Source organism: Nocardioides sp. YJ-D4 (genome assembly GCF_054031495.1).
Genome location: NZ_CM132932.1, coordinates 4,434,388 through 4,448,012, shown reverse-complemented (window position 1 = coordinate 4,448,012; position 13,625 = coordinate 4,434,388). Strand labels below are relative to the sequence as shown.

Annotated in this window: 14 protein-coding genes; 7 read left to right on the top strand and 7 right to left on the bottom strand. The window is 68.4% G+C overall.

The window, feature by feature from the left end; genetic code table 11:
• Positions 1 to 10: 10 nt before the first annotated feature.
• The gene (locus ACW14X_RS21350) at positions 11 to 217 is read right to left on the bottom strand and encodes a DUF4287 domain-containing protein (protein ID WP_160027711.1); all 207 of its coding nucleotides are present in this window, start codon (positions 215 to 217) and stop codon (positions 11 to 13) included.
• A gap of 106 nt (positions 218 to 323) precedes the next feature.
• Between ACW14X_RS21350 and ACW14X_RS21345 the strand changes: the two genes are divergently transcribed.
• The 3 genes from ACW14X_RS21345 to ACW14X_RS21335 are packed head-to-tail and all read left to right on the top strand — an operon-like array spanning position 324 to position 1,713.
• The gene (locus ACW14X_RS21345) at positions 324 to 929 is read left to right on the top strand and encodes an acetoacetate decarboxylase family protein (protein ID WP_457163209.1); all 606 of its coding nucleotides are present in this window, start codon (positions 324 to 326) and stop codon (positions 927 to 929) included.
• Between the two features lie 49 nt (positions 930 to 978).
• The gene (locus ACW14X_RS21340) at positions 979 to 1,326 is read left to right on the top strand and encodes a VOC family protein (protein ID WP_457163208.1); all 348 of its coding nucleotides are present in this window, start codon (positions 979 to 981) and stop codon (positions 1,324 to 1,326) included.
• Positions 1,327 to 1,380: 54 nt separating this feature from the next.
• Complete coding sequence (locus ACW14X_RS21335) at positions 1,381 to 1,713, top strand: MazG-like family protein (protein WP_160027705.1); 333 nt, start codon at positions 1,381 to 1,383, stop codon at positions 1,711 to 1,713.
• Positions 1,714 to 1,715: 2 nt separating this feature from the next.
• Here ACW14X_RS21335 and ACW14X_RS21330 read toward each other — a convergent pair whose 3' ends face one another.
• The gene (locus ACW14X_RS21330; protein WP_160027703.1) at positions 1,716 to 2,477 is read right to left on the bottom strand and encodes a lysophospholipid acyltransferase family protein; all 762 of its coding nucleotides are present in this window, start codon (positions 2,475 to 2,477) and stop codon (positions 1,716 to 1,718) included.
• Positions 2,478 to 2,528: 51 nt separating this feature from the next.
• On the opposite strand from ACW14X_RS21330, the gene ACW14X_RS21325 reads away from it, so the two are divergent.
• Positions 2,529 to 3,377: an alpha/beta fold hydrolase gene (locus ACW14X_RS21325; protein ID WP_457163207.1), complete on the top strand. Its 849-nt coding sequence runs from the start codon at positions 2,529 to 2,531 to the stop codon at positions 3,375 to 3,377.
• 13 nt (positions 3,378 to 3,390) lie between these two features.
• Here the strand turns inward: ACW14X_RS21325 and ACW14X_RS21320 are convergent, their stop codons facing one another.
• Together ACW14X_RS21320 and ACW14X_RS21315 are read right to left on the bottom strand one after the other, a co-directional pair.
• On the bottom strand, positions 3,391 to 4,338 hold the full coding sequence (locus ACW14X_RS21320; protein WP_350713188.1) for an LCP family protein: 948 nt from the start codon (positions 4,336 to 4,338) through the stop codon (positions 3,391 to 3,393).
• Positions 4,335 to 4,988: a hypothetical protein gene (locus tag ACW14X_RS21315; protein WP_160027697.1), complete on the bottom strand. Its 654-nt coding sequence runs from the start codon at positions 4,986 to 4,988 to the stop codon at positions 4,335 to 4,337. Before ACW14X_RS21315 ends, ACW14X_RS21320 begins: the two co-directional genes overlap by 4 nt.
• A gap of 220 nt (positions 4,989 to 5,208) precedes the next feature.
• On the opposite strand from ACW14X_RS21315, the gene ACW14X_RS21310 reads away from it, so the two are divergent.
• A complete protein-coding gene (locus ACW14X_RS21310; RefSeq protein ID WP_457163206.1) occupies positions 5,209 to 8,955 on the top strand; it encodes a multifunctional oxoglutarate decarboxylase/oxoglutarate dehydrogenase thiamine pyrophosphate-binding subunit/dihydrolipoyllysine-residue succinyltransferase subunit in 3,747 nt (1,248 codons plus the stop codon).
• Between the two features lie 64 nt (positions 8,956 to 9,019).
• On the opposite strand, the gene ACW14X_RS21305 is transcribed toward ACW14X_RS21310, so the two are convergent.
• Positions 9,020 to 11,191: an MMPL family transporter gene (locus ACW14X_RS21305; RefSeq protein WP_457163205.1), complete on the bottom strand. Its 2,172-nt coding sequence runs from the start codon at positions 11,189 to 11,191 to the stop codon at positions 9,020 to 9,022.
• A gap of 86 nt (positions 11,192 to 11,277) precedes the next feature.
• Between ACW14X_RS21305 and ACW14X_RS21300 the strand changes: the two genes are divergently transcribed.
• Together ACW14X_RS21300 and ACW14X_RS21295 are read left to right on the top strand one after the other, a co-directional pair.
• Positions 11,278 to 11,964, top strand: a complete 687-nt coding sequence (locus ACW14X_RS21300) for a TetR/AcrR family transcriptional regulator (protein ID WP_201451246.1) — start codon at positions 11,278 to 11,280, stop codon at positions 11,962 to 11,964.
• Between the two features lie 27 nt (positions 11,965 to 11,991).
• Positions 11,992 to 12,168, top strand: a complete 177-nt coding sequence (locus ACW14X_RS21295; RefSeq protein WP_008362094.1) for a DUF6104 family protein — start codon at positions 11,992 to 11,994, stop codon at positions 12,166 to 12,168.
• A gap of 99 nt (positions 12,169 to 12,267) precedes the next feature.
• Here the strand turns inward: ACW14X_RS21295 and ACW14X_RS21290 are convergent, their stop codons facing one another.
• Both ACW14X_RS21290 and ACW14X_RS21285 read right to left on the bottom strand, forming a co-directional pair.
• Complete coding sequence (locus ACW14X_RS21290) at positions 12,268 to 12,471, bottom strand: hypothetical protein (RefSeq protein WP_160027689.1); 204 nt, start codon at positions 12,469 to 12,471, stop codon at positions 12,268 to 12,270.
• Between the two features lie 26 nt (positions 12,472 to 12,497).
• The gene (locus tag ACW14X_RS21285) at positions 12,498 to 13,622 is read right to left on the bottom strand and encodes a fatty acid desaturase family protein (protein ID WP_457163204.1); all 1,125 of its coding nucleotides are present in this window, start codon (positions 13,620 to 13,622) and stop codon (positions 12,498 to 12,500) included.
• Positions 13,623 to 13,625 lie beyond the last annotated feature (3 nt).

Genomic DNA, 13,625 nt, shown 5'->3' with positions numbered 1-13,625 from the left:
CGAGGTCCGCTCAGAGACCCTCGGCGAGCGTGTGGGCGACGAGAGCGTTGGCGTGACCGTGGCCGAGGGCGTACTCGGTCTTCAGATGCGTCACGAGCTCCATGTGCTTGGTGATCCCGCTGTCGCGGATGATCTGCTGCCACTCCGAGATCGGGCGGCCGTACTTCTTCTCGATGGACGGGAAGTAGGCGGCGGGGCCCTTCACCTGGTCGGTCATCTCTGGTCTCCTTGAGTAAAACGTGGCGACGATCGCCACACGCCTACGCGTCGAACCGAGCATGACCGCTTCGACACGGACCACAACAGAAATTCGGGAGACCCACGTGACCAGCTATCCCCCAGCCCCTTGGCACATGCACGGATCGATGTGGCTCTCGGTCTACCGGCTCGCCCACGACGTCGACGAGCAGCACCCGAAGGGCATCTACGCCGTCGCACTGGTCGACTACACCGACCCGAGCCCACTGACCTACCACGAGCTCCTCTCCGCCCGGGTGATCACCGCCTCCAACGGGAAGAAGGCGGTGAGCGTCGTCGACATCTGGGTGGACTCCCCCGACTCCGTGGCCGGCGGGCGTACGTTGTGGGCGATCCCGAAGGGGCTGGCCAAGTTCAGCGGAGGCTCGTCCACCAAGGGGCCGCTGGCCACCCACACCTGGGAGGCGAGCTCCGACGACGGTCCGATCGCGACGGCGAAGTTCAACGACGTCACCCAACTCGCCCCGCGCGTGCCGATGCAGGGCAACGTGGAGCAGCCCGGCATCGAGGAGCACCCCGATACCGCCTGGCTCACCATGAAGGGACGCGCCAAGCTCCTGCCCGCGCGCGGCAGCTGGAACTTCGACCCCGACGGCCCGCTCGCCTACCTCCGCGACGCCACCAAGCTCGGCTCCTTCCGCGGCAAGGGCTTCGAGGTCGACTTCGGCTGAGCCTTCGACCGCGCGAGAGTGTCGGTGGTCGCGGGTAGCGTCGAGGGGCATGAATGCACTCCACATCGACTACCTCGAGCTCGCGGTCACCGACCTCCCGAGCTCCCGCACCTTCTACGAGTCCGCCTTCGGCTGGTCCTTCAACGACTACGGCGGGATGTACGCCGGAATCGTCGGGCCCGACGGCAAGGACGAGAACGGCGGGATGTACGCCTCCGAGACCCCCGTCGCCCCGCTTCCGCTGATCCGCACGGCCGATCTGGAGGCCGCGGTCGCGGCCGTCGAGAAGGCCGGCGGCACGATCACCGAGGCGCCCTACGACTACCCCGGCGGGCGTCGGTTCATCTTCACCGACCCGTCCGGAAACCGGCTCGGGGTCTATCAGCCTGCTGGGTAGCCGCTAAACCTAAGGCTCGACCGAATTACCGGGACCACCCTAGACTCCGACCGCATGACCGACGCTACGCCGGCTCTGCTCGCGTATCTGTCCCGGTGGCTCGATGAGTCACAGGGCGATCGCGACGCGGAAGCCGTTCTCTGGGGGAGAGTCGCGAAGGTGAGCGAAGAGGCAGGCGAGGCAATCGCAGCACTCATCGGCGCCACCGGGCAGAATCCCCGCAAGGGCATCACTCACAGCTACGACGATGTCGTCGAAGAGCTCCTCGACGTTGCGATCACCGCGATGACCGCGGTCGAGCACATGACCGGCAACGACGCACGCTCGCTCGGCCTCTTCCACGAGAAGGTCGGCGCCGTCGCCGAGCGCGCCGGCGCCCCGACCTAGGGCTAGGACTTCCGCTTCGCGGCCTTCCGCTGAGCGCGCAGCCTGCGCTCCTCGGCGTACATCGCCTCGGCCTCCTCGAGCGTGGGGGCCGAGCCGCCGTACGCCTTCGGCAGCCACCACGAGCCCGGGGGCTGCTCATCGGCGGGGTGCGCCTTGATCAGCCGGTCGAGCATGGCTTCCATCTGCGCCTTGAGCGCAGCGGTCTCGGCGGCCGGGTCCTCCCCGGTCACCGGCAGCGGCGGGCCGATCTCGATGCCGATGGTCTTGTGACGCGACAGGTCGACCTTCTGACCCTTCGTCATGATCCGCTGGGTGCCCCACAGCACGACAGGGATCAGCGGGACCCCGGCGTCGGCGGCGATGCGTACGGTGCCGGTCTTGAGGTCCTTGATCAGGAACGAGCGGGAGATCGTGGCCTCGGGGAAGATCCCGACGATCTCACCGTTCTGGAGGTACTCGACGGCCTTCTTCATCCCGGCCGCGCCGTAGCTGCGATCAATCGGGATGTGGTGGAACGAGCGCATCACCGGGCCGCCGACGGGGTGGTCGAAGACCTCCTTCTTGGCGATGAAGCGGGTCAGCCGGCCGCGCTCCGCCCCGGGGAAACCGGCCATGATGTAGTCGACGAAGGAGAGGTGGTTGACCGCCAGCAGGGCACCGCCCTTCTCAGGGATGTGCTCCACGCCGGTCATGTTGATCTTGATGTCGCCGAGCTTGAACCAGGTGCGAGCCGCGGCGATCGTGACCGGATAGCTGATGTCCATGGGCGAATCGTGTCACGTCGGTCTTAACTCCGCCGGACTAGCCTCGCCCACGTGAGCAGCGTTTACGTGACGACCACCGACGGACTCCGGCTGGCCGTCACCGACTTCGGGTCTCCCGGCGACACCCGCCCGACGCTGGTCTGCGTCCACGGCTACCCCGACAACGCCAGCGTCTGGCTCCCGTTGGTGAGGATCCTCGGCAGCGAGCTGCGGATCGTGACCTACGACGTACGCGGCCACGGCAGCTCGCGGGCACCGGCCACGCGCGAGGGCTATCTGATCGAGCAGCTCAACGCGGACCTGCAGTCCGTCATCGACGCGGTCAGCCCGTCGGCGCCGGTGCATCTGCTCGCCCACGACTGGGGCTCGACCCAGACCTGGGAGGCGGTCGCCGGCAACGTGCCGTCCGAGCGGATCGCGTCGTTCACCTCGATCTCGGGACCGAGCCTCGACCAGACCGGGGCCTGGCTGCGTACGCCGGCACGGACCGCCCGCGGCGTCCTCGAGCGCCTCAAGCAGGGTGCCGAGTCGACCTACATCGGGTTCTTCCAGGCGCCGCTGCTCCCCGAGCTCGCCTGGCGCTCCGGGTTCCTCGACCGGATCGTCGGCGGCTCGGCCGTGGACCGCACCCAGGCCGACCGGATCAACGGCCTCGAGCTCTACCGCGCCAACGCGATCGCCCGGATGGGACACCCACAGCCGCGGCCGGTCACCGTCCCGGTACAGGTCATCGCCCCGACCGGTGACGTTTACGTCAGCCGGGCGCTGGCGACCGAGGCCCCGCAGCCGTACGTCGCGGACCTGACGATCCGCGAGGTCGCCGGCTCACACTGGGTGGTTGCCGATCATCCCGAGCGGATCGCTCCGCTGGTGCGCGACTTCGTGGCCGCGCACCAGTGACTCAGCCGGTCGCTCAGCCTCGGCAGCCGCGGTTGAGCCGGCCGTCGTTGCGCGCGTCGTTGCCCATCGCCCGGGCCGCCCCGACGTTGGGGAAGACGACGCTGGCGGCGCCGGCGTTGCCGATCCCTCCGGGAACGACGCAGGTGCGGATCTTGCCCGGGTTGATCGCGGCGACGGCGTTGGCGAGCTGGTAGAGGTCGCGACCGGAGAGGCCGGTGGTGTGCATCTTCTTCATCACCAGCGAGACGCCCTTGGCCTTGAAGCCGATGTCGTACTGCCGGGCGACGATCTTGCGGTGGATGCCGCGGATGACCCGAGACTGGTTGGCCGAGCGGTCGAAGTCGCCGCCGGGCAGCGTCTTGCGGGCCCGCGCGAAGTCGACCGAGTGCGGGCCGCTGATGTGGATCCGGCCCTTCTTGAAGCCGTAGCGGGCGACGTACGGATCGCTGAAGGCACGCGGGTTGTCGACGTCGACGCCACCGATCCCGATCACCATGTCGCTCATGCCGGAGAAGGAGGTGACGAAGACATACTGCGGCTGCACGCCGACCAGGTTGCCGACGGCGCGGCCCATCAGCTTCGGGCCGCCGTAGAGCAGCGCCGAGTTGATCTTGTCGCGCCCGTGGCCGGGGATGTTGACGTAGGAGTCGCGCGGGATGCTGATGTCGGTCGCGTAGCCCGAGGACGGGTTGAAGCCGATCAGGTGCAGCGCGTCGCCGCGGCTGCGGGTGACCTTCTGGCCCGGGCGGGCGTCCGAACCGACGGCGAGGACCCAGATCGTGCCGCCCTTGCGGGTGAACTTGGCGACGTCGAGACCCTTGGCCCACTTCGTCGCGATCAGCTCCGCGCGCGGCTCGGCGACCTCGGCGTCAGGCACCAGGACCGCGGTCAGCGCGAGCACCACGCCCAGCGCGAGCGTGGTCAGGAGGCGGCGGCGTACGAGCGTCGTCATCCGGTTCATGACTTGTCTCCCGAGGGGCTCGGCGAGGCGGAGGGCGCCGTGGCCAGCTTCTCCTCGCGGGTGATGTTGAAGCCGAAGACGGCCCAGGAGGTCTTGGTCGGCACCATGTCGAGGGTGCCGCGGACGGTCTGGCGTGAGGCCCGGTCACCCGTGGTGTCGTAGACCAGCCGCACCCGGGCGACCGCGCCGACCGGGTAGTTGTTGTTGGCCAGCAGATCGACGTGAACGTCGCTGGCGACCACCTCGACCCCGTCGATGTGAGGAGCGATCGTGGCGTTGCTCATCTGCGTCATCTGCTTGCCCGCCTGGGCGATCGCGCCCTTGGAGAAACCCGGGAAGGACTTCGCCGTGAAGGTCGAGGTCTCGCGCGGGTAGTCACCCCCGACGTACGCCGCCTGCAGCCACCGGTCGACGACCTTGGCCACGTTGGTGGAGACCGCCTGGTGCCGGCTCTTGGGGAACTTGCCCTGCACGTGGACGAGCTTCGCGGCCGACTTCACCGTGGCCGCCGGCGCCGGCGACGGGGATGGCGAAGCGGCCGGCTCGTCGGGCTCACCACCGCATCCGGTGAGTGCCAAGGTGCTGCTCAGGGCCGCCGCCGTGAGTGCCGTTGCGACGCGCGAAAGGCGCCTCGTACTGCTGCTCGTCATGTGGGGAATCCGCCTCATAGACCTGCTCCGGGACCGGGCCACTGTACGCACACCGACCCGGGTTGCGCGTACACCCGGTCGGTAACGCAAGATGTGGGACGGATTACATCCTGTCCACAGGGAGAACCTGCATCGGGCATTTGCGTGTTCGTGGGGATAGCCTTGCCCGTGGGCAACCCATTTCTTACAGTGCGAAAATTCGGAAGAGGCGAATCAAGCCGTGTCCTCAGGCACCCCGTCCCCCAACACTGCCGACATCCCAGCGGAATTCGGCGCCAACGAGTGGCTGGTCGAGGAGATGTACGACCAGTACACGAAGGATCCCAGCAGTGTTGACCCCGTGTGGGTGAAGTTCTTCGAGACCAACGGACAGCCTGGCGCGTCGCCGAACGGCGCGGCGGCCCCGGCGAAGCCCGCTGCCAAGTCTCCGGTCCCCACCGCACCGGCCGGCGCGCCGGCCAACGCGCCCGCGCCGACCACCCCCGCCTCCGCCGAGGCGCCGGCCGCCAAGGCGGCTCCGGCCCCCAAGGCGAAGCCGCGCCCGGCCGCGCAGGCCGCCGAGCCGGCCACGGGCACCGCGACGCCCACCCCCAAGGACGCCCCGAAGCCGACCGCCGTCGCCGTCACCGACGAGCCGACCTACACCACGCTGCGCGGCATCCCCGCCGCCACGGCCAAGAACATGGACGTGTCGCTCTCGGTGCCGACCGCGACCTCCGTGCGCAACATGCCGGTCAAGCTGCTGTGGGACAACCGCACGGTCATCAACAACCACCTCAAGCGCGCTCGCGGTGGCAAGGTCTCCTTCACCCACCTCATCGGCTACGCCATCATCAAGGCGATCAAGGCGATGCCGGCGATGAACAATACCTACGCCGAGATCGACGGCAAGCCGACCCAGGTGACCCCGCCGCACATCAACCTCGGTCTGGCCATCGACCAGCAGAAGAAGGACGGCACCCGCCAGCTCGTCGCGCCCTCCATCAAGGGCTGCGAGCTGATGGACTTCGCCGGCTTCTGGACCGCGTACGAGGACATCGTCCGCAAGGCCAAGGACAACAAGCTGTCCATGGCCGACTACTCCGGCACCACGGTCAGCCTGACCAACGTCGGCGGCATCGGCACCAACAACTCGGTGCCGCGGCTCATGCAGGGCCAGGCCGCGATCATCGGCGTCGGCTCGATGGACTACCCGCCCGAGTTCCAGGGCGCCTCCCCCTCGAAGCTCGCCCAGAACGCGGTCTCGCGGATCATGACGATGACCTCGACGTACGACCACCGGGTCATCCAGGGCGCCCAGTCCGGCGAGTTCCTGGCCACCGTCCACCGGCTCCTGCTCGGTGAGAACGACTTCTACGACGAGATCTTCGCGTCGCTGCGGATCCCCTACGAGCCGATCCGCTGGAACCAGGACATCGACACCACCCACGACGACCAGATCTCCAAGCAGGTCAAGGTCGGCGAGATCATCCACGCCCACCGCGTGCGTGGTCACATGATGGCCGACACCGACCCGCTGGAGTACAAGCAGCGTTCGCACCCCGACCTGCAGATCGAGTCGCACGGGCTGACCCTGTGGGACCTCGACCGCGAGTTCCCGGTGGGCTCCTTCGCCGGCGGCCGCAAGCCGTTCATGAAGCTGCGCGAGATCCTCGGTGTCCTGCGTGACTCCTACGTCCGCACCACCGGCATCGAGTACATGCACATCCAGGACCCCGAGCAGCGCCGCTGGATCCAGGACCGCGTCGAGCGGCCCTACGACAAGACCCCGCGCCAGGAGCAGCTCCGGATCCTGTCGAAGCTCAACGAGGCCGAGGCCTTCGAGACCTTCCTGCAGACCAAGTTCGTCGGCCAGAAGCGGTTCTCCCTCGAGGGTGGCGAGACCGCGATCCCGGTCATCGACGAGGTCTGCGAGGCCGCCGCCGAGGCCGGTCTGGACGAGGTCACGATCGGTATGGCTCACCGCGGCCGCCTCAACGTGCTCGCCAACATCGTCGGCAAGTCCTACAACCAGATCTTCCGCGAGTTCGAGGGCAACATCGACCCGCGCACGGTCCAGGGCTCCGGTGACGTGAAGTACCACCTCGGTGCCGAGGGTGAGTTCCTCTCCGACCTGGGCGACACGATCAAGGTCTCCGTCGCCGCCAACCCGTCCCACCTCGAGACCGTCGACCCGGTCCTGGAGGGCATCGCCCGCGCCAAGCAGGACGTGCTCGACCAGGGCGCGGTCTTCCCGGTCCTGCCGCTCCTGGTCCACGGTGACGCCGCCTTCGCCGGCCAGGGTGTGGTCGCGGAGACGCTCAACCTGTCCCAGCTGCGTGGCTACCGCACCGGTGGCACCGTCCACCTGGTCATCAACAACCAGGTCGGGTTCACCACCTCGCCGGGCTCCTCCCGCTCCTCGCTCTACGCCACCGACGTCGCGCGGATGGTCCAGGCGCCGATCTTCCACGTGAACGGCGACGACCCGGAGGCCTGCGTGCGCGTCGCACGGCTCGCCTTCGAGTACCGCCAGGCGTTCAACAAGGACGTCGTCATCGACCTCATCTGCTACCGCCGCCGCGGTCACAACGAGGGCGACGACCCGTCGTTCACCCAGCCGATGATGTACGACCTGATCGAGCAGAAGCGCTCGGTCCGCAAGCTCTACACCGAGTCGCTGATCGGTCGTGGTGACATCACGATCGAGGAGGCGGAGCAGGTGCTGGCCGCCTACCAGGCTCGCCTGGAGCAGGTCTTCACCGAGGTGCGCGAGGCCGACAAGATGCCGCAGGCCTGGGAGACCGTCCCGGACTACCCCGAGAAGCCTGCCGGCGAGACCGTCACCGCGATCACCAACGATGTGCTGAAGCGGATCGCGGATGCGTACGTCACCCCGCCGGAGGGCTTCACGGTCCACCCGAAGGTGATGCCGCAGCTGCAGCGTCGCGCGACCCAGATCACCGACGGCGGCATCGACTGGGGCACCGGCGAGACGCTGGCGTTCGGGTCGCTCCTGATGGACGGGCGCCCGGTGCGTCTGGCCGGTCAGGACTCGCGTCGCGGCACCTTCGTGCAGCGCTTCGCGACCATGATCGACCGCAAGAACGCCGACGAGTGGACGCCGCTCAACAACCTCACCGAGGACCAGGCGAAGTTCTACGTCTACGACTCCCTGCTCTCCGAGTACGCAGCCCTCGGCTTCGAGTACGGCTACTCGGTCGCACGGCCGGACGCGCTGGTCCTGTGGGAGGCGCAGTTCGGTGACTTCGTCAACGGCGCCCAGTCGGTGATCGACGAGTACATCTCCGCAGGCAAGACCAAGTGGGGCCAGGACTCCGGTGTCGTGCTGCTGCTGCCGCACGGCTACGAGGGCCAGGGTGCCGACCACTCCTCGGCGCGCATCGAGCGGTTCCTCACGCTGTGTGCCGACGACGCCATGGTCGTGGCTCAGCCGTCCTCGCCGGCCTCCTACTTCCACCTGCTGCGTACGCACACCCTCGGTGCCGAGCACCGCCCGCTGATCGTCTTCACCCCGAAGTCGATGCTGCGCCGCAAGGAGGCCGCCTCCCAGCCGGCCGACTTCACCTCGGGTTCGTTCCAGCCGGTCATCGCCGACACCGCGGCGGACGCCTCGAAGGTCAGCACCGTCCTGCTGGTCTCCGGCCGCCTCACCTGGGACCTCACGGTCGAGCGTATGAAGCGGGAGCGCGACGACGTCGCGATCGTCCGCGTCGAGCAGCTCTACCCGTGGCCGACCGCGGAGCTCGCCACCGAGCTCGCGAAGTACCCCAACGCCAAGGTCAAGTGGGTCCAGGACGAGCCCTTCAACCAGGGCCCGTGGCCGAGCTACTACCTCAACGTGGTTCCCGAGCTGGGCCGCGAGGTCGAGCCGATCACCCGCCCGGCCTCCTCCACCACCGCCGTCGGCACCATCAAGCGGCACACGGTCGAGCAGAAGGAGCTCATCGAGCGCGCCTTCGCCTGATCCCGCAGCACACCAAACGCCGAGTCGGCGCGTTCTAACGCGCCGACTCGGCGTGGTTTTTTCGTCAGACCGGTACCGGGACCGGCTCCTCGCTCAGGCCCACCTTCTTGTGGAGACGTCGCAGCGGGCGGGGTGCCCACCAGGCCGCCTCCCCGAGCATCCGCATGGCTGCCGGGAGGAGGATGCCGCGGATCAGGACCGCGTCGATGAGGATCGCCAGGCCGACCCCGAGGCCGAAGAACTTCATGAAGCTGATGTCGCTGACCATGAAGGCGAAGAAGCTGGTCGCGATCAGGGCGGCGGCCGTGGTGACGATCCGGCCGGTGTGAGCCAGCCCCTGTACGACCGCCTCGACGTTGCCGAGACCGCGGCGGCGCATCTCGGTGATCCGGCCGAGCACGAAGACCTCGTAGTCCATCGACAGCCCGAACGCGATCACCAGCAGCAGGACCACCATCGAGACGTTCAGCGGCATCGCGGTGAAGCCGAGCAGATCGGCACCGAATCCCTCCTGGAAGATCAACACGGTCGTCCCGACCGTCGCGCCGAGACCGATGACGTTGAGCACCAGCGCCCGAAGCGGCTGGACCAGGCTGCCGGTGAACAGGAACAGGATCACCACCATCGCGATCGCGAGCCCGCCGACGGCGTACGGGAGCTTGGCGCCGATGGCGTCGAGGGAGTCCAGCAGCTCCGCGGCGCCGCCGCCGACGAGCGCCTCGGTCCCGGCCGGCGACGGGACGGCGCGTACGTCACGGACCAGGTCACGTGCCTCCTCGGACTGGCGGTCGAGCTGGTTGACGACGGCGAGCTCGTCCGCGCCGTCCCCGGGCGGAAGGGCCGGCGTCTTCGAGGCGAGAGTGCCGTCGACGTACGTCCCGACGCGGGTGTCGACACGATCGACGTCGTCGACCCGGGAGAGGTCGGCGGCGTACGTCGCCAGGCTCTCGTCATCGATCGTCGAGGTGGTCACGACGCGGATGGGGCTGGTGCCGTCGCCGTCGAACTCCTCGCGCAGCAGGTCGCCGGCCTGGCGGCTTCCCGCCGATGCCGGGAGGACCCGGTCGTCGGGAGTGCCGAACTCGATGCCGGCCAGCGGCGCGGCCATCGCGAGCAGGACGGCCACCACGGGGAGCGCGACCCACGGCCGCCTGGTGACGAAGCCGGCCAGCCGGGTCCAGAACGGAGCGGCGCCACCGCGGAGGCCGCGGACGCCAGGGACGCGGAGAGCGTCGATCCGGTCGCCCAGGAGGGTGATCGTGGCGGGGAGCAGCACCACCGCGACCACCGCGGTGATCACCATGACCCCGATGCCGGCGTACGCCGAGGAGCGCAGGAAGTAGAGCGGGAAGACGAGCAGCGAGGCCAGTGAGACCGCGACCGTGGTGGCGCTGAAGACGATCGTCCGGCCGGCGGTCTCGACGGCGCGCACGACGGCGTCGGCGTGCTCCGCCCCAGCGGCTCGCTCCTCGCGGACTCTCGCCACCATCAGCAGGCCGTAGTCCACGGCGAGGCCGAGCCCGAGGCCGGTCGTCAGGTTGAGGGCGTAGATGGAGACGTCGGTGAAGTTGCCGAGGATCGAGAGCTCGGCGAAGGTGCCGGCGATGGCGAACCCTCCGACTCCGATCGTGACGGCGGCGGCGGCGACGTTGCCGAAGGCCAGGACCAGCAGCGCGATCATCAGCGGGATCGCGATCGCCTCGGCAAGGGCGAGGTCGGCGCCGATCTGGCTGCCGACCTCCTCGAAGGTCGCGAGCTGGCCGCCGACGTGGACCGTCGTGGCACCGTCGGCCGCGGTCTCGTCGGTGTAGCGGTCGATCACCGCGGCGGCGTCGACCGTGTCCGGGTTCTTCGCGCCGACGGAGATCAGGCCGTGGGTGCCGTCGTCCGAGATCATGCCGGGACCGGGGGCATCGAGGTAGGAGACGACGTCGGTCAGGTCGTCGTCTGCTCGGAGACGGTCGACGAGCGCCTGAGCGTCCTTCGCCGCCGTGCCCTCGGTCACCGCGCCGTCGGCGGCGCTGACGGTCAGGAGGAAGCCGGCCCCGTTGCCGAAGCCTTCCTCCAGCGCGGTGGCAGCGCGGCTGCTCTCCGAGGCGGGGTCGTCGAAGCCGGCGTCGTCGAGCTTGCCGAAGGCCGAGGTGGCCAGATAGATCGCGCCGAGGAGGGCGATCAGGCCGATCACCAGGACCCGGCGCGGATTTCGCACCACGAGGGTGCCGAGTCGGTGGAACACGATTCCTCCAGAATGAATGTGGGCAGGCGTAAACTTTGCAGGTGTTAACTTTCCCTTTGATGTGGGCAGGTGTCAACATGAATTCCGTGAAACCCTCAGAGAGCTCGGACGAGGGCGCCCGGCCCTACCACCACGGCGACCTCCGGAACGCACTGGTCGATGCGGCCGCGACGCTTGCCGAGGAGGGCGGCCCGGACGCGGTGACCATCCGAGCCGCAGCCCGTGCTGTCGGCGTGACCCCGACCGCGACCTACCGCCACTTCGCCAACCAGGCCGACCTGCTCGTCGCCGCCAAGCACGAGGCCATGGACCGGCTGGCCGCGACGATCCTCGACCTCCTGGCCGCCGAGAAACCGGCACCGCATCCGGCCGAGGCCGCCGTACAGCGCCTCGCGGCGGCCGGGCGCGGCTACATCCGCTTCGCGCTCGCTCAGCCCGGCCTGTTCCGCACCGCCTTCCTCCGCCCGCACGACGGAGACCCACACCCGCCCGGGGAGATGTCCGCGATCCTCGCCGAGGCCCCGCCGTACGCCTTCCTGACCACGGCCCTCGACGACCTCGTCGCGGCCGGCTGGCTGGCCCCCGAGCTTCGCCCAGACGCCGAGACGGCGGCCTGGTCCACCGTCCACGGCCTGGCGGTCCTGCTCGTGGACGGTCCCTACCGCACCTGCCCCGACTCCGAGCGTGATCGGCTCATCAACGCCACCCTCGGCATGGTCGTACGCGGCCTCTCCGGAGGCCCGGCCTCCGACGCACCACTGACTGGCAACTGATCAACCGGAGAATGAAAGACTGACGCCATGTACTTCACCGACCGCGGCATCGAGGAGCTCGTCACCCGTCGGGGCGACGAGGAGGTCACCCTCGCCTGGCTGGCCGAGCAGCTCCAGGCATTCGTCGACGTACACCCCGAGCACGAGACGGCCATCGAGCGGCTCGCCACCTGGCTGGCCCGCCTCGACGACCCCGAGGACTGACCAGCCGAATCCTCGGTTCTGGCGAGCCGAGAAATCAGTTGTGGGCGACGAAACGATGGTTTCGTCGCCCACAACTGCGGATTCGGCCGCCAGAACTACCTATTCGCCGAGGTCCTTCTCGGCGCGCTTGGCGGCGGCACGGAGCTCGAAGAGCTCGGTGGCGAGGCCACCGATGGCACCGGCCACATCGCGTACGGCGCCGGTGATGATCATGGTGACCTGGCCGACGGTGGTCGCGGTGACCTCGACGGCGCTCTGCGCGACATCCTTGCGGATCTCGTTCTTGCTCAGCTCGGGCTCCATGACAACCCATTGTGGCTGCTCAGGCGTCATGCCGCGACTCCCTGGAGAGCGGGAGCGGTCTCAGCACCGTCAGCGGCGGGGCGCTTGCGGTCGGGGAGGGCGTACTTGCAGATCTTCTTGAAGACGCCCCACAGCTGCTGGTGCAGCGGGCCGGTGTTGTAGGAGAGGCCGTAGCGCTCGCAGATCTCGCGGACCTCCTCGGCGATCTCCGGGTACCGGCGCGCCGGGAGGTCGGGGAAGAGGTGGTGCTCGATCTGGTGGGACAGGTTGCCGGACATGATGTGGAAGGTCCGGCTGCCGGTGATGTTGGCGGAGCCGAGCAGCTGGCGGTAGTACCAGTGACCCTGGGTCTCGTTCTCGCACTCCTCCTGCGAGAACGACGCCACGCCGGCCGGGAAGTGGCCGCAGAAGATGATGTTGAAGGTCCACAGGTTGCGGATGATGTTGGCGGTGAAGTTGCCCGCGAAGGTGAGCGGCGCGAGCGGACCGGTGAGCAGCGGGAAGAGGACGTAGTCCTTCAGCGTCTGCTTCTTCACCTTGCGCCAGATCCGGGCGCCGATCTCCTTGTTCTCGGCCCATGTGCGACGACCGGCGACGAGTTCGTCGACCTCGAGGTCGTGCATCGCCACGCCCCACTCGAAGAACGTCATCAGCAGGAACGCGTACAGCGGGTTGCCGAGGTAGTACGGGTGCCACTTCTGGTCCTCGTCCATCCGGAGGATGCCGTAGCCCACGTCGCGGTCCTTGCCCACGATGTTCGTGAACGTGTGGTGCATGTAGTTGTGGCCGTACTTCCAGTTCTCGGCCGGCGCCATCGTGTCCCAGTCGAACATGCGCGAGTTTAGGTCGGGGTCGCCCATCCAGTCGTACTGGCCGTGCATGACGTTGTGCCCGATCTCCATGTTGTCGAGGATCTTGGAGATCGACAGACAGGCGACGGCCGGGACCCAACCGATCACGGGCAGGTAGAAGAGCGCGCGGCCGGCGAGCTCGAAGGCGCGCTGCTTCTTGACGATGTCGTAGATGTACGTCGAGTCCTTCTCGCCCAGGTCGGCGACGATCCGCTGGCGGATGGCCTCCATCTCGGCGCCGAACGCCTCCAGCTCCTGGGGGCTCAGTCGGCGGTTTCCGGTCTTCTCAACAGTGGTCATGGG